Annotated in this window: 27 protein-coding genes and 1 other RNA gene; 5 read left to right on the top strand and 23 right to left on the bottom strand. The window is 41.7% G+C overall.

The genetic code is table 11. The features are described 5' to 3' along the window. The first annotated feature begins 5 nt into the window (after positions 1-5). A complete protein-coding gene (locus ACTG7Q_RS04515; protein ID WP_439241324.1) occupies positions 6-278 on the top strand; it encodes an NGK_0946 family protein in 273 nt (90 codons plus the stop codon). A 74-nt stretch (positions 279-352) separates the two neighbouring features. Here the strand turns inward: ACTG7Q_RS04515 and rnb are convergent, their stop codons facing one another. The 5 genes from rnb to ACTG7Q_RS04490 form a co-directional block, all read right to left on the bottom strand. Next, the gene (gene rnb, locus ACTG7Q_RS04510) at positions 353-2,335 is read right to left on the bottom strand and encodes an exoribonuclease II (RefSeq protein WP_439241322.1); all 1,983 of its coding nucleotides are present in this window, start codon (positions 2,333-2,335) and stop codon (positions 353-355) included. A gap of 123 nt (positions 2,336-2,458) precedes the next feature. After that, on the bottom strand, positions 2,459-3,247 hold the full coding sequence (locus ACTG7Q_RS04505; protein ID WP_439241320.1) for an enoyl-ACP reductase FabI: 789 nt from the start codon (positions 3,245-3,247) through the stop codon (positions 2,459-2,461). An 82-nt stretch (positions 3,248-3,329) separates the two neighbouring features. Next, on the bottom strand, positions 3,330-3,599 hold the full coding sequence (locus ACTG7Q_RS04500; protein WP_439241318.1) for a hypothetical protein: 270 nt from the start codon (positions 3,597-3,599) through the stop codon (positions 3,330-3,332). 11 nt (positions 3,600-3,610) lie between these two features. Next, positions 3,611-4,003 carry a phage holin family protein gene (locus tag ACTG7Q_RS04495; protein WP_439241316.1) on the bottom strand — a complete coding sequence of 131 codons (393 nt, stop codon included), beginning with the start codon at positions 4,001-4,003 and terminating at the stop codon, positions 3,611-3,613. A 76-nt stretch (positions 4,004-4,079) separates the two neighbouring features. Next, a complete protein-coding gene (locus tag ACTG7Q_RS04490; protein WP_439241526.1) occupies positions 4,080-4,391 on the bottom strand; it encodes a DUF883 family protein in 312 nt (103 codons plus the stop codon). A gap of 127 nt (positions 4,392-4,518) precedes the next feature. Between ACTG7Q_RS04490 and ACTG7Q_RS04485 the strand changes: the two genes are divergently transcribed. Continuing rightward, positions 4,519-4,983: a BrnT family toxin gene (locus ACTG7Q_RS04485; protein WP_439241314.1), complete on the top strand. Its 465-nt coding sequence runs from the start codon at positions 4,519-4,521 to the stop codon at positions 4,981-4,983. Continuing rightward, entirely contained in the window at positions 4,943-5,188 is a 246-nt protein-coding gene (locus tag ACTG7Q_RS04480) for a BrnA antitoxin family protein (protein WP_439241312.1), read from the top strand. Before ACTG7Q_RS04485 ends, ACTG7Q_RS04480 begins: the two co-directional genes overlap by 41 nt. Before the next feature lie 15 nt (positions 5,189-5,203). Here the strand turns inward: ACTG7Q_RS04480 and ACTG7Q_RS04475 are convergent, their stop codons facing one another. The 10 genes from ACTG7Q_RS04475 to ACTG7Q_RS04430 form a co-directional block, all read right to left on the bottom strand. Further along, a complete protein-coding gene (locus ACTG7Q_RS04475) occupies positions 5,204-5,815 on the bottom strand; it encodes a histidine phosphatase family protein (RefSeq protein ID WP_439241310.1) in 612 nt (203 codons plus the stop codon). A 2-nt stretch (positions 5,816-5,817) separates the two neighbouring features. After that, a complete protein-coding gene (locus ACTG7Q_RS04470) occupies positions 5,818-6,588 on the bottom strand; it encodes a Nif3-like dinuclear metal center hexameric protein (protein WP_439241308.1) in 771 nt (256 codons plus the stop codon). A gap of 2 nt (positions 6,589-6,590) precedes the next feature. Next, positions 6,591-7,442, bottom strand: coding sequence for a metal ABC transporter permease (locus ACTG7Q_RS04465; RefSeq protein ID WP_439241306.1), 852 nt, complete (start codon positions 7,440-7,442; stop codon positions 6,591-6,593). Then, positions 7,442-8,296, bottom strand: coding sequence for a metal ABC transporter permease (locus tag ACTG7Q_RS04460; RefSeq protein ID WP_439241304.1), 855 nt, complete (start codon positions 8,294-8,296; stop codon positions 7,442-7,444). The genes ACTG7Q_RS04465 and ACTG7Q_RS04460 overlap by 1 nt, the downstream gene beginning before the upstream one ends. Continuing rightward, positions 8,296-9,183: an ATP-binding cassette domain-containing protein gene (locus ACTG7Q_RS04455; protein WP_439241302.1), complete on the bottom strand. Its 888-nt coding sequence runs from the start codon at positions 9,181-9,183 to the stop codon at positions 8,296-8,298. The genes ACTG7Q_RS04460 and ACTG7Q_RS04455 overlap by 1 nt, the downstream gene beginning before the upstream one ends. A 14-nt stretch (positions 9,184-9,197) precedes the next feature. After that, complete coding sequence (locus ACTG7Q_RS04450) at positions 9,198-10,079, bottom strand: metal ABC transporter substrate-binding protein (RefSeq protein WP_439241300.1); 882 nt, start codon at positions 10,077-10,079, stop codon at positions 9,198-9,200. A 160-nt stretch (positions 10,080-10,239) separates the two neighbouring features. Next, positions 10,240-10,569 (bottom strand): TusE/DsrC/DsvC family sulfur relay protein, encoded by a 330-nt coding sequence (locus ACTG7Q_RS04445; RefSeq protein ID WP_439241298.1) that lies wholly within the window; start codon positions 10,567-10,569, stop codon positions 10,240-10,242. Positions 10,570-10,654: 85 nt separating this feature from the next. Beyond that, positions 10,655-11,329 carry a Bax inhibitor-1 family protein gene (locus ACTG7Q_RS04440; protein ID WP_439241296.1) on the bottom strand — a complete coding sequence of 225 codons (675 nt, stop codon included), beginning with the start codon at positions 11,327-11,329 and terminating at the stop codon, positions 10,655-10,657. Between the two features lie 118 nt (positions 11,330-11,447). Then, positions 11,448-11,990, bottom strand: a complete 543-nt coding sequence (locus tag ACTG7Q_RS04435) for a KdsC family phosphatase (RefSeq protein WP_439241294.1) — start codon at positions 11,988-11,990, stop codon at positions 11,448-11,450. 11 nt (positions 11,991-12,001) lie between these two features. Continuing rightward, complete coding sequence (locus tag ACTG7Q_RS04430; protein WP_439241292.1) at positions 12,002-12,937, bottom strand: KpsF/GutQ family sugar isomerase; 936 nt, start codon at positions 12,935-12,937, stop codon at positions 12,002-12,004. A 117-nt stretch (positions 12,938-13,054) separates the two neighbouring features. On the opposite strand from ACTG7Q_RS04430, the gene rnpB reads away from it, so the two are divergent. Further along, an RNA gene (gene rnpB / locus ACTG7Q_RS04425) (RNase P RNA component class A) lies at positions 13,055-13,457 on the top strand. 45 nt (positions 13,458-13,502) lie between these two features. Here rnpB and ACTG7Q_RS04420 read toward each other — a convergent pair. From ACTG7Q_RS04420 to ACTG7Q_RS04385, 8 genes are all read right to left on the bottom strand, one after another. Further along, positions 13,503-14,684 carry an MFS transporter gene (locus tag ACTG7Q_RS04420; RefSeq protein ID WP_439241290.1) on the bottom strand — a complete coding sequence of 394 codons (1,182 nt, stop codon included), beginning with the start codon at positions 14,682-14,684 and terminating at the stop codon, positions 13,503-13,505. 61 nt (positions 14,685-14,745) lie between these two features. Continuing rightward, positions 14,746-15,087 (bottom strand): helix-turn-helix domain-containing protein, encoded by a 342-nt coding sequence (locus tag ACTG7Q_RS04415; protein WP_439241288.1) that lies wholly within the window; start codon positions 15,085-15,087, stop codon positions 14,746-14,748. Beyond that, positions 15,068-15,334, bottom strand: coding sequence for a type II toxin-antitoxin system RelE family toxin (locus ACTG7Q_RS04410; RefSeq protein ID WP_439241286.1), 267 nt, complete (start codon positions 15,332-15,334; stop codon positions 15,068-15,070). Before ACTG7Q_RS04410 ends, ACTG7Q_RS04415 begins: the two co-directional genes overlap by 20 nt. A 159-nt stretch (positions 15,335-15,493) precedes the next feature. Continuing rightward, the gene (gene dnaJ / locus ACTG7Q_RS04405; RefSeq protein ID WP_439241284.1) at positions 15,494-16,627 is read right to left on the bottom strand and encodes a molecular chaperone DnaJ; all 1,134 of its coding nucleotides are present in this window, start codon (positions 16,625-16,627) and stop codon (positions 15,494-15,496) included. A gap of 20 nt (positions 16,628-16,647) precedes the next feature. Beyond that, positions 16,648-16,878, bottom strand: a complete 231-nt coding sequence (locus tag ACTG7Q_RS04400) for a DUF2798 domain-containing protein (RefSeq protein WP_439241282.1) — start codon at positions 16,876-16,878, stop codon at positions 16,648-16,650. A 16-nt stretch (positions 16,879-16,894) separates the two neighbouring features. Next, complete coding sequence (locus ACTG7Q_RS04395; protein ID WP_439241280.1) at positions 16,895-17,284, bottom strand: GyrI-like domain-containing protein; 390 nt, start codon at positions 17,282-17,284, stop codon at positions 16,895-16,897. 74 nt (positions 17,285-17,358) lie between these two features. Beyond that, a complete protein-coding gene (gene dnaK / locus ACTG7Q_RS04390; RefSeq protein ID WP_439241278.1) occupies positions 17,359-19,257 on the bottom strand; it encodes a molecular chaperone DnaK in 1,899 nt (632 codons plus the stop codon). A gap of 320 nt (positions 19,258-19,577) precedes the next feature. Then, a complete protein-coding gene (locus ACTG7Q_RS04385; RefSeq protein ID WP_439241275.1) occupies positions 19,578-20,213 on the bottom strand; it encodes a YczE/YyaS/YitT family protein in 636 nt (211 codons plus the stop codon). Between the two features lie 137 nt (positions 20,214-20,350). On the opposite strand from ACTG7Q_RS04385, the gene ACTG7Q_RS04380 reads away from it, so the two are divergent. Then, the gene (locus ACTG7Q_RS04380) at positions 20,351-21,616 is read left to right on the top strand and encodes a NupC/NupG family nucleoside CNT transporter (protein WP_439241273.1); all 1,266 of its coding nucleotides are present in this window, start codon (positions 20,351-20,353) and stop codon (positions 21,614-21,616) included. The last annotated feature ends 99 nt before the right edge of the window (positions 21,617-21,715 follow it).

Genomic DNA, 21,715 nt, shown 5'->3' with positions numbered 1-21,715 from the left:
ATTCTATGAAAAAAGTATTGGTATTAGTTAGTTCAATTACTTTATTAACGGCCTGTGCAGGGAGCGGTGAGATTAATGCCTCAAGAGGAGTGAATTCCTCTCGTGTAACACAAGCTGAAATAGATCAATATCACAAACAACGAGCGAATGAAGTAGAAGAAGCGCAATCTCAAGCCGCAAAAGCGCAGGGTTATTCGGAAACGATTCGCCAAGGTTCTTCTGCCGTACAATCTGCGGTGGGCGCAATTAATTCTATTCGTGGCGTATTTGGTTTTTAATGATTATCCTTTGATAGCCTCCGCCCCCTAAAAAACGGAAGTCTTTCCGATAACTTAGGAGGCGGATTTTTTATTTAGAGAATCAGTTCCCCGATCAAACTTCGTGTTTCTTCTTTCACTTCGTTTAATTGCATATTAACAATATCACCAATTTTATAACAGCGTTCACCTTTGATATATAAGGCAATTTCATCAGAATTGACTTCCATTTCCTCTTTATTCGGGTGAATGGTCGAGGCTGGAATAAACACGCTTGCCCCATTTTCTAACAGTTGCACACGTAAACCGCCACGCATGACATCTTGCACTTCTGCCTCAAATTGTGGTTTTTGTGCTACTTTTTCATTAAGATAACGGCAATATAACCAATCGGCAATATCTCGTTCGACTAAGCGATTTTGACGGCGTGCTTCTTGTAGACGTGCCAAAATTTCATCAGCGGGTTTTTGATAGTTGCCCTGTTGAGCAATCGCTGCTTTGATTAAACGGTGGTTGACCATGTCGGAATATTTACGAATCGGTGATGTCCATGTGGCGTAACCGCTTAATCCTAAGCCAAAGTGCGGTGCTAATTCGGCTTTAAATTCGGCAAAGGTTAAGAAACGGCGTAAGCGGAATTCGTAATAATCACCGTCAAAGGGTTCAATGTCGTGTCGCATTTGGCAATAGCCACTGAGCGTACTCAAATTTTCCACCGAATAACGCTGCTCTAATTCTGCTCGATTTTCATCATTGGCAAAATTTGCCATCAAGAAATGATGGGCATTGGCAAGGAATTTCGTATCAAAGCCTTTATGCACATTGAAAATTCCTGTTTGAGTTTGTTCATCAAGATAATGTGCCGCACAAATATTGGCAATAATCATGGATTCTTCCACGATTTGATTAGCAATACGGCGGTGTTCGGCTTTGATCTCTAACACGTGACCATTTTCTGCCAGTACAAAACTATAATCAGGTTTTTCTTTAAATAATAAACCGTGCGTTTTACGCCATTGCATACGAGCCAACGCAAATTGGTGTAAATTGTTGACTTGTTCGGCGATTTGCGTGGTTTCAGGTTGCCACGCATTCGGTTGTTGCTCCAAATAATCGGACACTTTGTTATAAGCCAGTTTTGCTTTAGATTGCACATAAGCAGAAACAAAATAAGGTTGATTGGTGATTTCTCCCTTAAGATCGGTTTCAATATAACAAACTAAAGCTGGGCGAGTTTCATTGGGCATTAACGAACAAAGATCGTCGGACAATTCACGTGGCAACATAGGAATGTTAAAGCCTGGTAAATAGTTAGTGAAACAGCGTTGTTTGGCATCTTTTTCAATTTGTGAATTGACATCAATATAGGCTGTTGGATCGGCAATCGCCACCACTAAACGCCAGCCTGTTTGTGCATTATTTTGTTCGATCTTTTCGATATATAACGCATCATCCATATCCTGCGTGCTTTCGCTGTCAATGGTGACAAAATGAAGTGCGGTTAAATCTTCACGAGTTTGTTGATCAAGCATTTCGTACTGATCTTGCCCTTGAACCGGATGTCGTGATTGCTGATGACGTGCCAACGTCACCCACCATGGCGCAAATTCATCTTCTGCACGGCAAATAAATTCACTGATCTGAGCAAATAAGAAACGATCATCACGTAAGGGGTGGGTTTTAAGCGTTGCCACCACCCAGTCGCCTTCTTTTAATTCTTCTGGCACAGTTTTTAACTGAACGGCACCGATCGGCTGATTAATATTCGGGTGATCTACTAATACTTGTAATTTATTGTCTTTATTAAACCGCACTTTAGCAATAAATCGGGTGAGCATGGTTTCCACTAATTCTTCGGGAACCGCTTGCTTTTTGTCGCCCACTTCTTCGATCACAGCTTTAATTTTGTCGCCGTGTACCACTTTTTTCATCTCGGGTGGTGCGATAAAAAAGGTTTCTTTATCGGTTTCGAGAAAGCCATAGGCTTTATCCGTACCTTTTACCGTGCCTTCCACACGTACTTTGCTATCGTGCAGTTGTTGTTTGAGTTGGGAGAGTAGGGGGTTGTTTTGGAACATTTTTTTGTCTTTATGTATGATAAGATTGTAGGGGCGTATTGCATACGCCCAAAATAAATGAAGAACGTTAGAACGAACATAAGGGCGTATGCAATACGCCCCTACATAAAATAATTTTCAAAATTATTCTTCGCCTAATTCGCCCATGGCGGTGATACTAAAGCCAGCGTCAACATGCAAAATTTCGCCTGTTACACCAGAGGCTAAGTCAGAACATAAGAATGCGGCTGAATTACCCACGTCATCAATGGTTACGGTACGACGTAATGCGGCCGTATTTTCGAAAGCGGATAACATTTTTTTGAAGTTCTTAATGCCTGATGCCGCAAGGGTACGGATTGGACCGGCGGAAATGGCGTTAACACGAATCCCTTGTTTACCTAAATCGGCTGCCATTACACGAGTTGCCGCTTCTAATGAGGCTTTGGCTAAACACATCACATTGTAGTTTGGAATAGCACGTTCTGCCCCTAAATAAGATAGGGTTAAAAGTGCGGCATTTTCAGTTAAGAACGGACGAGCCGCTTGTGCCATAGCGACAAAACTGTATGCACTAATATCATGTGCAATGCGATAACCATCACGAGTCGCTGCATTGACATAGTCACCGTCTAATTGATCACCTGGTGCGAATGCAATAGCATGCACAAAACCGTCAAATTTTTCCCATGTTTTGCTTAATTCAGCAAAGCAATGTTGAATACTTTCATCCGTGGCAACATCTAATGGCAGAACAATATTTGAACCAAATTCTTTGGCAAATTCTTCTACACGAGGTTGTAATTTATCGTTTAAATACGTGAATGCTAATTCAGCACCTTGTGCTTTCATGGCCTTAGCAATACCGTAAGCAATAGAACGATTGCTAGCAAGACCAGTGACTAAAATTCGTTTACCTGTTAAGAAACCCATTTTGAAATCCTATAATTGTTGATTAGTAAAAATTGTGCTTAGTATAAGGCAAAAAGGCCATAACGCAAAGCTGACCTGAGAATTATTTATTTTTATTATTTAACAGATAAATGGCACCTAATCCTAAGGCGGAATAAGTTAATCCTTTTACTGAAAGCAATTTTCGATTGAGCAAGGAAAGAAATAAAGCTCGCATTGCGGGTTGAGCAAGGGTTGAACTGACGTGCTTAATCTGTGCTAATGGGTAAGCAATGTGATGCTGAGTATGCTGACTTTGGGCTAATAATTTCATTCGTAGGGCATCACCTTTCAGGATAAGCAATTCTTTTTCTTCGGTTAAGTGATCTTTCATATACCCTCCGATTATTCCGTGCGATTGGCTAATTGTTTTAATGCGACAATATCTAATTTGACTTCTTCCATTGTGCGTTGCATAAAACCGCGTTGTTTTTTTAAGGCGTTTAATATCATAAACATGCACAACAACACCAACAATAGTGCGACACCGCTGATACTCATAAAGGCGATTAAACGTTGGCTAGGATCATCAAAATAAGCGTTGACGGCAAATAACCCACTCATTAATGCAATAAACAGAAATACAATGAGTAACAGGGCTGAAATTAATACGGCAACCAATTGTTGCGTATGTTGGCGGAGTTCTATCCGTGCCATTTCTAAGCGAACCTGAGCTAATTCAAGGGTCGTTATTAGCATATTTTTTACGCCAGTTTTGATATTTTGAATTGTCTGCATAGGATGTCCTTAGAACATGAAGTTAAAGGGAGTTGCCTGTCGCCAAGCAACTCTGCTGAATCAGTACAATGCGTGATTATTTTTTGCTAATTAATACACCCAATAATAAACCGATTACACCAGCCACCCCGACAGCTTTATAAGGATTGTCTTGAACCAAGGAATCGGTTTGTTTCACCACTTGTTTTGCACTGGCCACGGCATCTTCTTGTAAGCCAGCAAATTTTTCTTTGACATCACCCACACGAGAATTTAATTTCTCTTTTAATTTTTTCAATTCTGCTTCGCCAGATTTACTTTTTTCATCAAATAAATCTTCTGCGTTAGTTAGAATGTCACGAATTTCATCTAATAATTCTTCACGTTTTTTATCGAATTGACTCATTATATTCTCCTTATTTATGCGATTGTATGTTGTTGTTTTAGTTACCTAGTGATTACTGAATGAATGACTAGGTGCTTTTATAATAAACATATTTTTTCTCAGATGTCAAATTCCGCTCAAAACTAATCGTATGATTTATCAACTGTTTTGGTTTGCATTATGTGTTAAATCTGCCCTAATTTTCTTTGTTTTTGTGATCTTGATTCCAAAAACTGCGGTGAAAAGTGGCGTAGTTTTTACTCTTTTGCTAGGATTAAAATATCCATTAATTATTGTATATACACAAATTGTGAGTTATAATCAATTGAAAATTGAATTTGATCCCAAAAAACGAGAGATAACGCTACTCGAAAGAGAGCTTGACTTTGCTATGGCAAATGAAATCTTTGCAGGACAGCACTTTACCTTGGAAGATACAAGGCAAGATTACGGTGAAACACGTTATATCTCTATTGGGAGATTAAAGTCAGCGAAAATGGTGGTGGTTGTATGGACATATCGTCCAAATTCAATTCGTCCTACCCATAGACGCATTATTTCAATGAGGAAAGCCAATGAGCGAGAAATTAGAAAATATGAACAGCATCTTAGATGAGGCACCAGAATTGGATGATGCGTATTTTGAGCAAGCGGATTTATACCAAGGTGACAAACTGATTCGCCGTGGTCGCCCAAAATCAGCCCAAACTAAAGTGGCTATATCAATTCGTTTAGATAAAGAAGTTGTCGATTATCTTAAAAACTCGGGGGCAGGTTGGCAGACCAGAGTCAATCATATTTTGCGGAGCAGTTTGTTGTAGCTTATCACAACATGATTACGTAAATGAGCTGATTTGCCAAGTTTGTTCCGTACTCAAATTCAACCGCCAAATAGCCGTATTCGGCATTGGTAAGTGCGGTTGGAATTGACGGAATTTTCGCATATCTTCGCTCGTGTTAGCTGAAAAGCCTAGCAGTCGCCAGACCAATAAGGCGATCCAAATACCGTGCGTAAAACACAAACTTTGATCGGGTAATGTCTTGGCTTGATGCAGAAAATGCACAATACGTTGATTAAATTCGGCAAAACTATCCGTATTTTCACCGCACTTTTCTAAGGGATTGGCTCGTTGCCAGTAGGCTTGGCTAATGGGGCGACGTTGTTCGCCATTGAGTCCGTCAATTAAGCTCAAAGGCAAGTAAGAAAATTCGTTCAGTTCGGGTAGAATTTGTGCGGTTAATTGATAATGTTGTAAATAGGGTTGTGCTGTTTGTTGTGTGCGTACAAATTCAGAAGTAAACACATGCTGGCTCGGTGGTAAATGTGGAATGATCCCCTGAGCTTGTCTTTGTCCCTGTTCGCTTAATGGAATGTCTTTATCGGGTAAACTTTTGGCTCCTGAATTGGCAAGACTTTCCGCATGACGAATTAAATAAATGGTTTTCATGATTAAGCTGGATTATCAATATCCACAAATTCTACATCCAAATCATATTCAGACGCTAACCATTCGCCTAAGGCTTGGATTCCGCAGCGTTCAGTGGCATGATGTCCGCAGGCGAAATAATGAATGCCTTGTTCTCTTGCAGAATGGGTGGTTTGTTCGGAAATTTCACCGCTGATAAAGGCATCACAGCCTTGTGCGTAAGCCAAATCAATGTAACCTTGACCGCCCCCCGTACAAATACCGATTTTTTGGATAAAGTGCGGTGCATTTGGGTTAAATTTTTCCACATCACAGGTGATCGGTTTTTTGCCTAATACTTTAGCAATGCGTTGTTGAAAATCTTGCACAGAAACTGGTTCACTCAACATGCCCCACATTGGAATACTGGTTGAACCTTGTTCTAACGGTTGTAAATTGTCAATGCCGAGCGATTTAGCTAATAAGGCGTTATTGCCCAATTCAGGATGAATATCTAACGGCAAGTGATAGCCATATAGATTGATGTCATTGACTAACAAGCGTTTAATCCGTTCGCCTTTCATGCCCCGAATACAAGGATTTTCGCTTTTCCAAAAATAGCCATGATGCACCAAAATGGCATCGGCTTGTTGTTGAATGGCATAATCAATTAAGGCAAGGCTAGCGGTGACGCCTGTGATGATTTTTTTGATTTCCGCCTTGCCTTCCACTTGTAATCCATTCGGGGCATAGTCATTAATGGCTTGTGCATTTAATTTTTGGTTAATCCGTTGTTCTAATTGAATATTCTTCATTTTTACACCGCACTTTTTACAGGATGAATAGAGGATATTTTAAATTTTGAATAAACTAATGCGAAGATAAACAGAACCGCTTGTAACAGAATGATACAAGGGCCAATATCCGCATTGAGATGAAAGCTAATAAGCGTCCCTAAGAAACTCGACAACACAGAACTCACCATGGCAATGGCAATCATATAGTCAAATTTCTTGGTCAGCATAAAAGCGGTAATCCCCGGTGAAATTAACATGGCGACCACCAAAATAACCCCCACCACTTGCATGGCTTCTACTATCGTCAGGGCTAACAGGGCAAGTAAGCCATAGTGTAAGATCCTTGGGGATAAACCAGCGACTCGAGCGTGACTTGGGTCAAAACAGAACAGTAAGAAATCACGGCGTTTTAATAACATGGTGAAGAAAATCAACACTGAAATGACTAAAATTTGCAGAAAGTCGTTTAGTCCCACGCCGAGTAAATTACCAAATAACACATGAGTTAAGTGCTGATCGCTTTCCACTTTGACAAACAATACCAAGCCAAAGGCAAACATACCTGAAAACACAATGCCCATCACGGTGTCCTCTTTGATTCGGCTATTTTCTTTTAAATAACCAATGGCTAAGGAACAAAATAAGCCAGACAGAAAGGCACCCAACATCAAAGGGAGACCACACACATAAGCCAGCACGATACCGGGTAATACTGCATGGGAAATGGCGTCCCCCATTAATGACCAGCCTTTTAATACCAAATAGCAGGATAACACCGCACACACAATCGCCACCACCACGGCTGTGGCTAATGCCATTTGCATAAAAGGGTAAGAAAGCGGTTCAATAAACCAATTCATCAAGGTTTCCATTAGCGATTCTCCCCAGTGACGAGCGGTTTATTTCGCATAAACAGGCCATATTTAGGCGAGAAAAAGAACGCTAACAAAAATAATAGGGTTTGTAAGCAGATGATTAATCCACCGGTGGCACCGTCTAGGAAATAGCTGACATACGCCCCAATAATGCTGGTGCTGATGCCTAAACATACCGCAATAATAATCAGTTTATGGAATTTATCGGTGAGCAAATAGGCGGTTGCCCCCGGTGTCACCACCATGGCAATGACTAAAATTGCTCCAACGGTTTGCAATGCTGCCACAATACAGGCACTTAACAAACTGAAAAATAACACTTTATAACGATAAGGGGATAACCCGACCGAAATGGCTTGAATTTCATCAAAGAACACCAGCAATAAATTTTTCCAAAAGAGTAAAAGCAACAGGGTGGCCACACTGATAATGATCGCAATTTGCACCACATCTTCATCAGAAATGCCCAAAATATTGCCGAGTACAATGCTTTGTACATCCACAGCAGTTGGATTTAACGACACAATTAACAATCCAATGGCAAAAAAAGTGGTAAAAATAAAGCCAATAATGGCATCTTCTTTGAGTTTGGTCATGGATTTGACCCAAAGAATCGAAAGTGCGGCTAAAATGCCAGAAAAAAATGCCCCAACGGAATAAGGCAAAGCGAGTGAATAGGCAATGGCCACACCGGGGACAACGGAATGCGAAAGGGCATCACCAATCAGTGACCAGCCTTTTAGCATTAAATAAGCGGATAAAAACGCACAAATTCCCCCCACGCCAGCACTGACCCAAATGGCTTTGACCATATAATTGTAATGAAAGGGTTCAAGTAAAATGTCTAACATTATGGCTGTTCCTGTACATCTTTTTTGCGGATCGGGGCAGGTGGATCGATTTTGGTTTGCCCATAGAACACCGCAGGGCGTTCATCATCAGTTAATACCGTGACCGCACGTTCATCTTCATCATCATGCAAATCTCGATTAGCCAATTTAACATGGCGTAAAACCCCACCAAATAATTTCTCTAAATTATGTTGGTTAAAGGTGCTTTCGGTGGAACCGGCGGCAATCACGGTACGATTAATCATCACCACTTGATCACAAAAATCTGGCACAGATCCTAAATTGTGGGTCGAAACTAAAATTAAATGCCCTTCTTGACGCAGTTGACCGAGTAAATCCACAATGGCATTTTCGGTTTTTACATCCACGCCGGTAAAGGGTTCATCAAGCAAAATCACTTTACTTTGTTGAGCTAACGCACGCGCCAAGAATACACGTTTTTTTTGACCGCCGGAAAGTTCACCAATTTGGCGATCTGCTAAATGTTGAATATCCACACGTTCCATGGCTTGCTGGACTTTTTGCTTATCAAGTGCGGTGGGAATGCGTAGAAAATTCATATAACCATAACGCCCTTGCATTACCACGTCATACACAGACACAGGAAATTGCCAGTCCACATCTTCACTTTGTGGCACATAGGAAATCAGATTTTGTTTCAGGGCCTTTTCCACCGGCAAATGGCAAAGCTGAATATTGCCTTGTTGATAGCGGATCAAGCCCATAATACTTTTAAATAAGGTTGATTTACCGCCACCATTGACACCAAGCAAGGCACAGATCGTTCCGCCTTCTAGTTGGAACGAGACATTTTGAATAGCAATATGCCCATTATTATAACGAACAGTGACATTTTCAATATCAATAGCAGCAGTAATATTTTGCATTATTTTTCAAATCCTTATTTTTCAAATCCCTGTGCAACAGTGGAAACCGTGGTTTTTAATAAATCAATATAGGTTGGAACAGGGCCATCCGCTGTGGAAAGTGAATCCACATACAGCACGCCACCGTATTTTGCCCCTGTTTCTTTGGCCACTTGTTTCATAGCTTTATCCGAAATGGTACTTTCGCTAAACACCACAGGAATATTGTGTTTGCGGACTTCATCAATCACTTTACGCACTTGTTTTGGCGTGCCTTGTTGTTCCGCATTCACTGCCCAAAGATAAAGTTCATGATAACCATAATCTTTCGCTAAGTAACTAAAGGCACCTTCACTGGTGACTAACCAACGTTTTTGTTCGGGGACTTGCATTAATTTTTCACGTAACGGTGCATCTAATGCCTTAATTTTTTCCGCATAAACAGCGGCATTTTTATTATAAGTTTCCGCATTCGCTGGGTCATATTTGCTCAACGCATTTTTAATGTTTTCAATATAAATCAACGCATTGGAAGTGGACATCCAAGAATGGGGATTCGGTTTACCTTGATATTCCCCTTCATAAATGGACAGTGGGGTAATCCCTTCTGTCACCACAACCGCAGGTACATTTTTCATATTTTGGAAAAATTTCTCAAACCAGCGTTCTAGATTTAATCCATTCCATAGAATCAAATCTGCCGATTGAGCCTGAGCCAGATCTTTTGGTGTCGGCTGATATTCATGAATTTCTGCCCCTGGCTTAGTGATAGAATATATATCCGCAGCCTCTCCAGCCACATTTTGTGCAATATCTTGAATCACCGTAAAGGTGGTGGCCACTTTAAATTTCGCATAACTGCTGGTGGCAGTAGCGGCAAGTAGGGTAATTAACATCAGTTTAGCAAGTTTTTTCATAGTTTCTCCTTAATAAATGAATGTAAACTTTAACATGATTTATCTACAATGCGGTTCCATAGAACCGAATTGCCCTACGAATTATAAGTATATATTTCACTAAGTCAAGCGATAATCATTCTCATTATCAAATTGATTATCATTTAGCTATGCCGCTAGCTTATAAGCATTTTGCCGGTTTGGGTAATCCGGCCAATTTAGTGGCTTGCTTAGCCGGTCCATCAGGGAATAAACGTTGTAAATAGCGACTGTTGCCTTTGTCAGCCCCCAATTTTTCCGCCATGGCTTTCACCAGCATGCGAATGGCTGGCGACGTTTTATATTCTTGATAAAATGACCGCACAAAGTAAATCACTTCCCAATGGGCATCCGTCAGTGACAGATCTTCCTGCTCGGCAATCGCCATAGCCACTTCTTCATTCCACTGATTTAAATCCAACAGATAACCTGCAGAATCGGTTTCAATTTGTATTTGGTTCACTTCAAGCATGCCATACCCTTACTTTTTGGGTGATTATAACAAAAAAACGCCCCACAATAGGGACGTTTCATTATTATTTTATCAATTGGTTAAACTAATCATCACCACGGAAAATACCGAGTAAATTTAATAGGCTGATGAATAAGTTATAAATTGAAACGAATAGACTCACTGTGGCACGAATATAGTTGGTTTCGCCACCGTGAATAATGTTGCTGGTTTCAAATAAAATCCCACCGGCAGAGAACAAGACAAATAATGCACTCATGGCCACATGCAAGGCTGGCATGTTTAAGAAAATATTCGCTACCATGCCGATTAACAACACGATAAATAAGGCAAACATCATGCCAGACAAGAAAGACATATCTTTCTTAGTAGTTAAGACATAAGCCGAACAAGCAAAGAATGTCGCTGCGGTACCGCCTAACGCAAGGACGATAGCGTCACTTAAACCTGCCCCCACATAGGCGTTTAAAATCGGCCCAATGGTGTAACCTAAAAAGCCAGTAAAGGCAAAAACAGCTAAAATTCCCGCCGCACTATTGGCTAAGGCATTGGTTAAAAACAATAAACCATAAAAACCCACTAACATCACAATGATACCTGGACGAGGTAAATTCAGTGACATAGAAACATAAGCCACGATAGCAGAAAAGGCTAAGGTCAGGCTTAATAAAAAGTAAGTGTTGCGTAACACTTTATGCGTTTGAAGAAGTGATTCGCTTTGCTCACGACCACCTAAAACAATACGAGATTGTTGTTGCATAGATTTTCCTTTTAAGTAATAAAAATAACTTCCGTTAAATTAATGTTAAATGAATGAAAAGTCAACGTATTTTGAACTTATCACGATTTATATGGGGGCTTTGTTTAAAATTTCAACGTTACTGCGCCATATTCTTAACGGATTTCAAAAAGCCAACGGCTGAATTGTATACTTCAGCTTTATTTTGTGCAGCTAAAATCATATCCGACATTTCACGAAATGCCCCTTTGCCACCGCCTAAGGTGAGCACATAATCCGCTTGATCTTTCACGTAATCGGCTGCATCCGCCACCGCAAAAGCCAAACCACAGACCGCAAAAGCAGGCAGATCCACGCTGTCATCACCAATATAAGCCGTTTGTTCTGGCGTAACATTGGCTTGTCGCATTAATTCAAAGCAAGCGGTTTCTTTTTCTAGTTTACCTAATATGGATAACCTAATGCCCAGATCCGCCATGCGTTTTTGTAAAATCGGGGAGGAGCGTCCAGACAATACCGCCACTTGAATACCTTGTTCCATCAGCATGCGAATGCCTAAACCATCACGTACGTGGAAACTTTTAATGGCCTCACCGTTGGCATCATAATGCAACAAGCCATCGGTTAACACGCCGTCAATATCGGTGATCACGAATTTGATTTTTTGTAATTTTTCTAACATATTGGCCTTTTTTAGCTTGAGAATTCAATTAGTCCCACCACTTCACGCTGATCATTCACTACCACTAAAGAGTGAATTTTATTTTCTTTCATAAAGATTTCAGCGGAGGATAAAAATTCATCTTGGTGAATGGTTTTCGGGTTGCGGGTCATTAAATCTTGTGCGGTTTGTGTTAGCGTTGTCGCCCCATTGGTGGTTAACGCACGGCGCACATCACCGTCGGTAATAATGCCTTGTAATTGATTATTTTCCATCACTAAGGCCACGCCCATTCGGCCCTCGTTCATAATCATCAAGCAGTCTGTAAAACTGGTGCTTGGCAAGGTGAGAGGCAAGCGGGTTTGCATTTGATCTTTTACACGGCAAAGCAAACGACGACCAAGAGAACCGCCTGGGTGGAATTTGGCAAAATCAATGGGTTTAAAATCTCGAGCATAGATTAATGCCACGGTTAAAGCATCACCCAACGCCAAGGTGACTAACGCAGAGGTGGTCGGCGCAAGATTATTCGGGCAAGCCTCACGTTCGATACTAATATCCAACACATAATCGGCGTGTTTGCCCAAGGTGGAATGCGGATTGCTGGTTAATGCAATGATTTTGTTACCAAAATTTTTCAAGCTAGGAATGAGTTTATTGACTTCGTCGCTTTCACCGCTATAAGAAATCAAAATCACCACATCAATGGGTTTTAACATACCTAAATCGCCGTGAAAGGCCTCGGTGGGGTGTAAAAAAAAGCTCGGCGTGCCAGTGGACGCAAGACTGGCCACAATTTTCTGCCCGATCAGGCCTGATTTGCCCACGCCACTGACGGCAATTCGCCCGTCACATTGTAGAATAAGCTCAATCACTTGATTAAAGGTATTGTCTAAATTCTGACTTAATTTTATTAAAGCCTGCTCTGCCATAGTAATGGTTTCACGGGCATTGTGTAGATGATCCATTTTGTCCCCAGCAAAAGTGCGGTGAAAAAAACTGCTGTTTATTCACCTAAAATTGTTGTTGGTATTTTAGCGCAAGTTTTGATTTCACTCTAGCAAAAATTCCGTTATACTACCGCCCGAGTTGGTTAGACAATCGCTGGTTTATTGAAGCCCTAACGTGTTCGTAAGAACGATCTAGTGGGACAAATAGACGAGAGGAAAGTCCGAGCTACACAGGGCAGAGTGCTAGGTAACGCCTAGGGGGAGCGATCCCACGACCAGTGCAACAGAGAGCAGACCGCCCCTCACCTAGATTGTTTACAATGTAGGTGAGGGGTAAGGGTGAAAGGGTGCGGTAAGAGCGCACCGCATGGCGGGTAACCGTTCATGGCATGGTAAACTCCACTCGTAGCAAGACCAAATAGGAACTCAATGGATGGCCCGTCCAGAGTTCGGGTAGGTTGCTTGAGCGTGCGTGCGAACGTACGCCTAGAGGAATGATTGTCCACGACAGAACTCGGCTTATCGATCAACTCATGTTATTCCAATCCCCTCTCCCTCTGGGAGAGGGCTAGGGTGAGGGTAGCTAACCCACTGCTTTCACTTTCACCAAGCACACCGCCCCAATCACAATCATCAAAAACGATACATAAAACACTGAGCTATAATGCCAATATTGCGCCAATAAGCCCGCCACTGGGCCAGATACCACCCAACTTAATTTGGCGGCGTTACTAAATAATGTGGTGGCAGCGCCCGCTTGGTTTGGCATTAAATCTTGGAAATACACCATACCGAGGGTGGCGATAATGCCGATAAAAATGGCGTTGAAAAATTGCAACAATACTAATTGCCATGTTTCTTGAAAAAATAATAAGCCAAAATAGAACAGAAAACCAGCGAATAGTGCGGTGAAAATTAACGCTTTTTTGCTGAAATATTGGGTTAAATAACCGCCTAATAACATGATCGGGATTTCTAATCCTGCGGCGGTTCCCATTAATGTCCCAGCCAGTTCAGCGGATAAATGCAATTCGTGGATCACATATAACGGCATATTAATCAAATACATACCGTTACAGTTAAAGATCATAAACACGGTGATAAACAGATACAGCACACTTTTTCGATTATTGGTGGGGGCTTGTCGTGGCGTATTGGTTTCCGTTTTTTTGCGTGGCACTTTGGGTAATAGCGTGATCGAAATCAACCCACAAAAAACAAACGCCAAGCCCGCAATGGAATACATCCAATCAAAGCCCCAATTTAACGCAATACTAAAAGACAACGGTGGCCCGACAATCCACGCTAGCGAGATTTGGGTTCGCATAATGGTGGAAAACATCACGGTTTCTTTGCCTGTGCTGTCGGCATATTCTCGTGCCAACGCAAAAGATTGTGGATTAGCGGAGGAGCCCAAGCCAAGTAATGTCGTCCCCAAGATCACTAATAACCAATAATCTCGGATAAACGCAAACACCAAACAACCGCCCACCGCTAATATACAGCAATACATCATTACTTTTCGGCGGTCGTCCAGATTGTCGGAATATTTGGCGAGTAGCTGGCTTAACCCAATGCCAATTAACGCATTAATAGCATAAAAATACCCCACCATGGCTGGGGAAACCTGAATTTCTTGCGATAAAAACAGGCTCAATGTGGGTAATTGAAAAGAGGAGGCAATGCCGGTTAAAAAGGCAATTAACAAAAACGCAAAAGCCACTAAATTGGCCGGTTTTTCAATGGATTGGGTTGGGGTGAGCATAATCGATCTCTGAAAAGCAAAAAGTGCGGTAGATTTTACCGCACTTTGGACAAATAAAATATTAAAAATCTAATTGAATGGGAGCAAGTTTTAACGCTTTTGCCACTTTTTCTTTAATTGCAGACTTTAATTGCTTCGCTTTTTCGTATTTTGCATAGGCAGGTTGAGAAATACCCAAACGTCGTGCCACTTCGCTTTGTGTGATATTGAGATATTTTCGCCAAGCCTGTAAAGGGGAAAGTCCATCTACAACGACCAGTCCTACCACTTCGTGTGGAACCGTTGGTTCAGGCTTTTTGTTTTCTTGCAATAAGTCAACATAGTCTGTATAAGGCAAAATCGCCACAAGGGGATTGCCCATGGTATCATTGACAATTTGCACATTATGCGTATGTACGTTCATCTCTTTTCTCCACTTGGTTAATGGTGATAATAATCGGATTGCCTTGCGTGTCAATTTCAAAAATAACTCGGTAATTGCCTACTCGTAGCCGATAATCTGAACGATTTTGCAATTTCTTAATGTCCAAACGACAATTTGGCCAATCGACAAGTAACCCTATTGTGTTAAATATTTTGAGCCGAATTTCTCTATTTGAAATTTTGCTTAAATTTTTACGAGCGGAGGCTTTCCATTCAATTTTATTCATGTTGATAATGAGTTAATGATGATAACGAAATTATAACTTTATAACTGATAGTATTCAATCTTTTAAGATAAATTTGTTTTCTATTTAATGAAAAAATACCCCGCACTTTCGTACGGGGTTAAGTATGGTGACGATACTTCGCACCTTATTTGGGCAACACTATTTCCCCAAATTATCAAAAAACTTCTTCACGCCATCAAAGAAACTGGAATGTTTTGGTCTTTGGGTGTCATGGCCCTCCAAACTTTCTTCCAATTGACGTAACAAGGTTTTTTGTTCTTCGTTGAGGGAAACCGGGGTTTCTACGACGATTTTGCAAATTAAATCGCCCGCATAACCACTTCGCATGGCGGTAATCCCTTTGCCACGCATACGGAACATTTTACCGGTTTGGGTGCCCTCTGGAATTTTTAATTTTGCACGACCCTCTAAGGTCGGCACTTCAATTTCGCCCCCAAGAGCGGCTTGGGTAAAGCTAATCGGGACCTCGCAGTATAAATTATTGCCGTCACGTTCAAAAATATGATGATCCTGTACATGAATAACCACATATAAATCCCCTGCTGGCGCACCATTTTCACCGGCAGCACCTTTGCCCGTTAAGCGTAATTGGTTGCCCGTATCCACACCCGCTGGGATTTTAACCGACAGACTTTCGGTTTTGTGTACACGTCCGTCGCCGTGGCATTGTTTACATGGTTTTTCAATTTTCTTACCTGTACCATGACAATGCGGACAAGCGGTTTCGGTGACAAAGAAACCTTGTTGACGGCGAACCCGACCCTGTCCGTGACAGGTTGAACAGGTTTCTACTTTGGAACCTTTTTCTGCCCCTGTGCCGTTACATTCATCACAATGCACCAAGGTGCGAATTTGAATGTCTTTGGTGACACCCCGCACGGCCTCTTCCAAGGTGATTTCAATGTCATAACGCAAATCGTCACCACGTACTACACGTTGACGACCACCGCCGCCCCCGCCGAACATTTCGCTGAAAATATCTTCAAAGCCACCGAAACCCCCAAAGCCACCGCCAAATCCGCCAGCACCGCCACCGAATCCGCCTTGTTCAAAGGCAGCGTGACCGTATTGATCGTAAGCCGCCCGTTTTTCTTTATCATTTAAGATTTCGTAGGCTTCGTTGATTTCTTTAAATTTTTCTTCACTGTCTTTATCGCCCTTGGTTCTATCGGGGTGATATTTCATGGCGAGGCGTTTGTAGGCACGTTTGATTTCTTTTTCATCCGCCCCTTTTTGAATGCCTAGCACATCATAATAATCTCGTTTTGCCATAATCTGTTACTCGAAATAAGTTAATCTGTAAATTTAATATTATGTACCCATTTAGCAATCAATGGCTGTAAAAACCAAATGGTTGGAAATGCGACACAAAAAGCCGTGAGCCAATTTTTTGTCCAAATAAATAAAAAATCTGGCGTAAGGCCGTTATTCGCTAACGCCATGCCAAGTGAAATAAACATGGAGTAAATAAATACCGAAACCGTCACCATAATGGGACGAAACCATCTTCGTTTGATTGCCATTTAAAATTCTCTTTATTTAACAGTGGGGAATGATAGAAATATAAATTTCTACTTTGCCATCTGGATAATATTTTTCATAATCAATGGAATAAGCACGTTTTAATAAACCTTGTTTAGATTTATGCCAAATGCTTTCCCAAGCTTTTCCGATAAATTCAGTGCTAGTAATAAAGGTTTCATACCAAATAGAAGAATCAATACTATAGGGTTGAATCCCAGTGTTATTCGGTGTTTCAGTTGCAATAGAAAACTCATATTTATCCAATTGATTATTCACATAATTTGTATAAACACCATAATAAGGTTGTTGTACTGGCAAATGTTGCTGATGCTGTTGCCATAATTTAATGATGCTATTAATATCATCATTACTCGTTGTTATGGTTTCAATCGGATAAAGTTGCATATTGTGTCCATTTCATATTGATTGAATACACTAAAAGGGCGTATCACTACGCCCTTAATCGGTTATCAAGATAATTATTTATTATCTTTCACTTCTTCAAACTCTGCATCCACCACATCATCTTGTGGTTTGCCGTTTTGAGCTTGTTGAGCGTCTGGTTGTGGTTGAGCGGCTTGCATTAATTTTTCAGAGACCTGAATTAACGCTTGCAATTTCGCATCAATTTCTGCCTTATCTTCGCCTTTTGCAGCGGTTTCCAATTCGCTTAACGCTTTTTCAATCGGCGCTTTGTCGTCCGCAGAAAGTTTGTCGCCCACTTCGCTTAATTGTTTGCGAGTAGAGTGAACAATGGCGTCTGCTTGGTTGCGAGCTTGCACTAATTCTTCAAATTTACGGTCGGCTTCAGCGTTGGCTTCCGCATCACGTACCATTTGTTGAATTTCTTCATCACTTAAACCAGAGGAGGCTTTGATCGTGATTTGTTGCTCTTTACCTGTGCCTTTATCTTTCGCTGACACGTGGATAATACCGTCTGCGTCAATATCAAACGTCACTTCAATTTGTGGCATACCGCGTGGTGCTGGGTTAATGCCTTCAAGGTTGAATTGACCCAAAGATTTATTGGCTGACGCTTGTTTACGTTCACCTTGTAACACGTGGATGGTTACCGCACTTTGGTTATCTTCTGCGGTGGAGAACACTTGCGATTTTTTGGTTGGAATCGTGGTGTTTTTCTCAATTAAGCTGGTCATTACACCGCCCATGGTTTCGATACCCAATGATAACGGGGTCACGTCTAACAATAACACATCAGTCACGTTACCAGACAACACGCCACCTTGTACCGCTGCACCCACTGCCACCGCTTCATCTGGGTTCACGTCTTTACGTGGTTCTTTACCAAAGAACTCGGCAACTTTTTGTTGTACCAATGGCATACGAGTTTGACCGCCGACCAAAATCACATCATCAATTTGTGAAATGCTCAAGCCTGCGTCATTTAATGCCACTTTGACAGGTTCAATAGAGCGAGCCACTAAATCTTCCACTAAAGCCTCTAATTTGGCACGGGTCAATTTAATATTCAAGTGTTTAGGACCTGTGGCATCTGCGGTGATATAAGGCAAGTTCACATCTGTTTGTTGTGCAGAAGAAAGTTCGATTTTCGCTTTTTCGCCTGCTTCTTTTAGCCGTTGCATTGCTAATGGATCGTTGCGTAAATCGACACCTTGTTCTTTTTTGAACTCGTCAACCAAGTAGTTAATCACACGGTTATCAAAGTCCTCACCCCCTAAGTGGGTGTCGCCGTTGGTGGCTAATACTTCAAAGGTTTTCTCGCCGCCCACTTCATCAATTTCAATGATGGACAAGTCGAATGTACCGCCCCCCAAGTCGTAAACCGCAATGGTTTGGTTGCCTTTGCCTTTATCTAAACCGTAAGCCAATGCCGCTGCAGTTGGTTCGTTGATGATACGTTTTACATCTAACCCTGCGATACGACCTGCGTCTTTGGTGGCTTGACGTTGGGCGTCGTTAAAGTAAGCCGGTACTGTGATGACGGCCTCGGTGACGGTTTCGCCCAAGAAATCTTCGGCGGTTTTTTTCATTTTTTTCAACACTTCGGCTGAAATTTGTGGTGGCGCTAATTTGTCGCCTTTCACATCCACCCACGCATCACCGTTGTCGGCTTTTACAATGCTGAATGGCATAATGTTCACATCACGTTGTACTTCTTGGTCCTCAAAACGGCGACCAATTAAACGTTTGATGGCAAATAACGTATTTTTCGGATTGGTCACCGCTTGACGTTTCGCTGGTTGACCGACTAAAGTTTCGTTGTCATTTGTATAGGCAATGATTGACGGGGTGGTGCGATCGCCCTCGGCGTTTTCAATCACACGTGGTTTGTCGCCATCCATGACAGCCACACAAGAGTTGGTTGTCCCTAAGTCAATACCGATAATTTTTCCCATAATTTGTTTTCCTTCTAGTTAAATCTGTTTATTTCGCAATGCTTTTCTGGTTTATATTCAGAATAAGCTCGCTTGCTTGTTACTTAAAATGTGGTTGGCTTTTCCTTTTTCAAGGGCTGTTTTAAAATTTTTTTGACATTTTAAAATAGCAGGACAATATCACATTTTTTGATTGTGTTGATAAAGTAAGGTTGGTTTTGCGTATTTCAAGTGGGGAGAAAGAAAATAGGGGGAGAAAGAGAATGGGGGGAGGTGGCTTAAAATCAAGGTGAAACTGCGGTGTAAAAAAGTGAAGATTTTCCACCGCACTTTGTTGCAAGTTACTGATGTCGGATTAAGCTCAGTGTGCCTTGAATAATCCAACCTACCGCAAGCGCATAGACTAATGTGCCGATACCGACCGTACCACCGAGCCAATATCCTAAGGCGCAGGCAGTCACTTCAATGATGGTTCTGACCACCGCAATGCGCCAATGAAATTTTTGGCATATTCCCACCATTAAACCATCACGAGGGCCTGCCCCAAGATGGCAAGTGAGATAAAAGGCGGTGCCAACGCCAAGTAGTAACATGCCCATTAAAAAGTAGCCAATTTGCCAGATTAAATCTGTTGGGAAAGGGAGATAGGCAACGGTGAGACCGAGTAATATGGCGATCACAATGACATTTAACAGGGTGCCAATACCCAGTCGCATTTTTAGCGGGATCCAGAGCAGCATGACGATTCCGCTGATCAGAAAAGACGCCCAACCGACACTAAAATGGCCTTGCAACGCAATGCCTTGCGAGAGTACTGTCCACGGAGCCGAACCGAGATCGGAAAGCAAAATCAAGCCCTCACCGATCCCCATAATGATGAGGGTTGGCAATAGCACAAACAAAGACTTGGTTTCCAGTGACCAAATATGTTTGGCGGTCCAAATCGTGTCGGGTAACGTGGCGGGTTTTAGTTTCATTCAATCGTTCCAAAGCAATTAAGTCTATCATAATCAAAAAATGATGAGAAAAAAACAAAATTAAACGCATAACTTATAGCAGAAAAATATAAAAGCGGTTAGAATGGGGCAATTTTTACTTTCAGGAGAAATACATCATGGGGTCATTAATTAGTATCTTAGGGATTGTGGTATTATTGGGTATCGCATTCTTATGTTCAAACAATCGTAAAGCCATTAATTTCAGAACCGTGTTCGGGGCGTTACTTATTCAAATCATTTTTGGCGCACTGATTCTTTATGTGCCTGCGGGACGAGATGCCTTGCTCTGGTTATCCAATGGCGTGCAAAAAGTGATTGGTTATGGCTTTCAGGGGATTGAATTTGTTTTTGGTGGTTTAGCCAGTAATAAAATTTTTGAAGTAATGGGCGGTGATGGCTTTATTTTTGCCGTGCGTGTTCTCCCAAGTATTATTTTCTTCTCCGCATTAATTTCCGTGCTGTATTATATCGGTGTCATGCAATGGGTGATTAAAATTATCGGCGGTGGCTTGCAAAAATTATTAGGCACTTCTAAAGCGGAGTCCATGTCTGCGGCGGGGAATATTTTTGTTGGACAAACCGAGGCCCCCTTACTGGTGAGACCTTACATCAGCAAAATGACCAACTCTGAACTTTTTGCCATTATGTGTGGTGGTTTGGCGTCAATTTCAGGCTCTATGTTAGCCGGTTATTCAAGCATGGGCGTGCCATTACCTTATCTGATTGCTGCCTCCTTTATGGCTGCACCGGCGGGTTTATTGTTCGCTAAAATGTTATATCCACAAACCGAAAAATTTGATGACAGTATTGAACATGTTGAATTAGAAAAACCCTCTAATATTTTAGACGCCGCAGCAGGTGGCGCCTCTTCTGGTTTACAACTAGCGTTAAATGTGGGTGCAATGTTAGTGGCCTTTATCGCTTTAATTGCCTTGATTAATGGTATTTTAGGCGGTGTCGGTGGCTGGTTTGGCTATGATGAATTATCTCTTGGCGTGATTTTTGCTTGGATTTTCAAACCATTAGCTTGGTTGATCGGGGTACCTTGGGAAGATGCAGGTGTCGCAGGCCAAATGATTGGTACAAAATTAGCGATTAACGAATTTGTCGGTTATTCAGATTTTGCCAAATATTTAAGCCCAGAAAGTGCGGTGCAATTAGCGGACAAAACGAAAGCGATCATCACCTTTGCCTTGTGTGGTTTTGCGAACTTTGGTTCGATTGCGATTTTGATCGGTGGCTTAGGTGCCATGGCGCCAAATCGCCGTGGTGATATTGCTCGTTTAGGCTTGAAAGCGCTGGTTGCAGGAACATTATCAAACTTAATGAGTGCGACTATTGCGGGCTTATTTATCGGTTTAAGCGGTGTTGCTTTAGCCTAAACCACGGTATAATGAATGACCGATTTAAGGAGTACACCACAGCATTGTCTGTGGTGTTGTTATTTTTAACCCTGTTAAACGTTTGCGTGAACGGAAATA

It is taken from the genome of Lonepinella sp. BR2474 (assembly GCF_051851555.1).
Classification (GTDB): Bacteria; Pseudomonadota; Gammaproteobacteria; order Enterobacterales; family Pasteurellaceae; genus Lonepinella.
The sequence above is the reverse complement of the archived record's forward strand: the minus strand, read 5'-3'. Positions and strand labels throughout refer to the sequence as shown.

Excerpts from the sequence above, each read along its gene's own strand:
- ACTG7Q_RS04515 (WP_439241324.1), top strand. The coding sequence starts at position 6 with ATGAAAAAAGTATTGGTATTAGTTAGTTCAATTACTTTATTAACGGCC.
- rnb (WP_439241322.1), bottom strand. The coding sequence starts at position 2,335 with ATGTTCCAAAACAACCCCCTACTCTCCCAACTCAAACAACAACTGCAC.
- ACTG7Q_RS04505 (WP_439241320.1), bottom strand. The coding sequence starts at position 3,247 with ATGGGTTTCTTAACAGGTAAACGAATTTTAGTCACTGGTCTTGCTAGC.
- ACTG7Q_RS04500 (WP_439241318.1), bottom strand. The coding sequence starts at position 3,599 with ATGAAAGATCACTTAACCGAAGAAAAAGAATTGCTTATCCTGAAAGGT.
- ACTG7Q_RS04495 (WP_439241316.1), bottom strand. The coding sequence starts at position 4,003 with ATGCAGACAATTCAAAATATCAAAACTGGCGTAAAAAATATGCTAATA.
- ACTG7Q_RS04485 (WP_439241314.1), top strand. The coding sequence starts at position 4,519 with ATGATTTATCAACTGTTTTGGTTTGCATTATGTGTTAAATCTGCCCTA.
- ACTG7Q_RS04480 (WP_439241312.1), top strand. The coding sequence starts at position 4,943 with ATGAGCGAGAAATTAGAAAATATGAACAGCATCTTAGATGAGGCACCA.
- ACTG7Q_RS04475 (WP_439241310.1), bottom strand. The coding sequence starts at position 5,815 with ATGAAAACCATTTATTTAATTCGTCATGCGGAAAGTCTTGCCAATTCA.
- ACTG7Q_RS04470 (WP_439241308.1), bottom strand. The coding sequence starts at position 6,588 with ATGAAGAATATTCAATTAGAACAACGGATTAACCAAAAATTAAATGCA.
- ACTG7Q_RS04465 (WP_439241306.1), bottom strand. The coding sequence starts at position 7,442 with ATGGAAACCTTGATGAATTGGTTTATTGAACCGCTTTCTTACCCTTTT.
- ACTG7Q_RS04460 (WP_439241304.1), bottom strand. The coding sequence starts at position 8,296 with ATGTTAGACATTTTACTTGAACCCTTTCATTACAATTATATGGTCAAA.
- ACTG7Q_RS04455 (WP_439241302.1), bottom strand. The coding sequence starts at position 9,183 with ATGCAAAATATTACTGCTGCTATTGATATTGAAAATGTCACTGTTCGT.
- ACTG7Q_RS04450 (WP_439241300.1), bottom strand. The coding sequence starts at position 10,079 with ATGAAAAAACTTGCTAAACTGATGTTAATTACCCTACTTGCCGCTACT.
- ACTG7Q_RS04445 (WP_439241298.1), bottom strand. The coding sequence starts at position 10,569 with ATGCTTGAAGTGAACCAAATACAAATTGAAACCGATTCTGCAGGTTAT.
- ACTG7Q_RS04440 (WP_439241296.1), bottom strand. The coding sequence starts at position 11,329 with ATGCAACAACAATCTCGTATTGTTTTAGGTGGTCGTGAGCAAAGCGAA.
- ACTG7Q_RS04435 (WP_439241294.1), bottom strand. The coding sequence starts at position 11,990 with ATGTTAGAAAAATTACAAAAAATCAAATTCGTGATCACCGATATTGAC.
- ACTG7Q_RS04430 (WP_439241292.1), bottom strand. The coding sequence starts at position 12,937 with ATGGATCATCTACACAATGCCCGTGAAACCATTACTATGGCAGAGCAG.
- ACTG7Q_RS04420 (WP_439241290.1), bottom strand. The coding sequence starts at position 14,684 with ATGCTCACCCCAACCCAATCCATTGAAAAACCGGCCAATTTAGTGGCT.
- ACTG7Q_RS04415 (WP_439241288.1), bottom strand. The coding sequence starts at position 15,087 with ATGAACGTACATACGCATAATGTGCAAATTGTCAATGATACCATGGGC.
- ACTG7Q_RS04410 (WP_439241286.1), bottom strand. The coding sequence starts at position 15,334 with ATGAATAAAATTGAATGGAAAGCCTCCGCTCGTAAAAATTTAAGCAAA.
- dnaJ (WP_439241284.1), bottom strand. The coding sequence starts at position 16,627 with ATGGCAAAACGAGATTATTATGATGTGCTAGGCATTCAAAAAGGGGCG.
- ACTG7Q_RS04400 (WP_439241282.1), bottom strand. The coding sequence starts at position 16,878 with ATGGCAATCAAACGAAGATGGTTTCGTCCCATTATGGTGACGGTTTCG.
- ACTG7Q_RS04395 (WP_439241280.1), bottom strand. The coding sequence starts at position 17,284 with ATGCAACTTTATCCGATTGAAACCATAACAACGAGTAATGATGATATT.
- dnaK (WP_439241278.1), bottom strand. The coding sequence starts at position 19,257 with ATGGGAAAAATTATCGGTATTGACTTAGGGACAACCAACTCTTGTGTG.
- ACTG7Q_RS04385 (WP_439241275.1), bottom strand. The coding sequence starts at position 20,213 with ATGAAACTAAAACCCGCCACGTTACCCGACACGATTTGGACCGCCAAA.
- ACTG7Q_RS04380 (WP_439241273.1), top strand. The coding sequence starts at position 20,351 with ATGGGGTCATTAATTAGTATCTTAGGGATTGTGGTATTATTGGGTATC.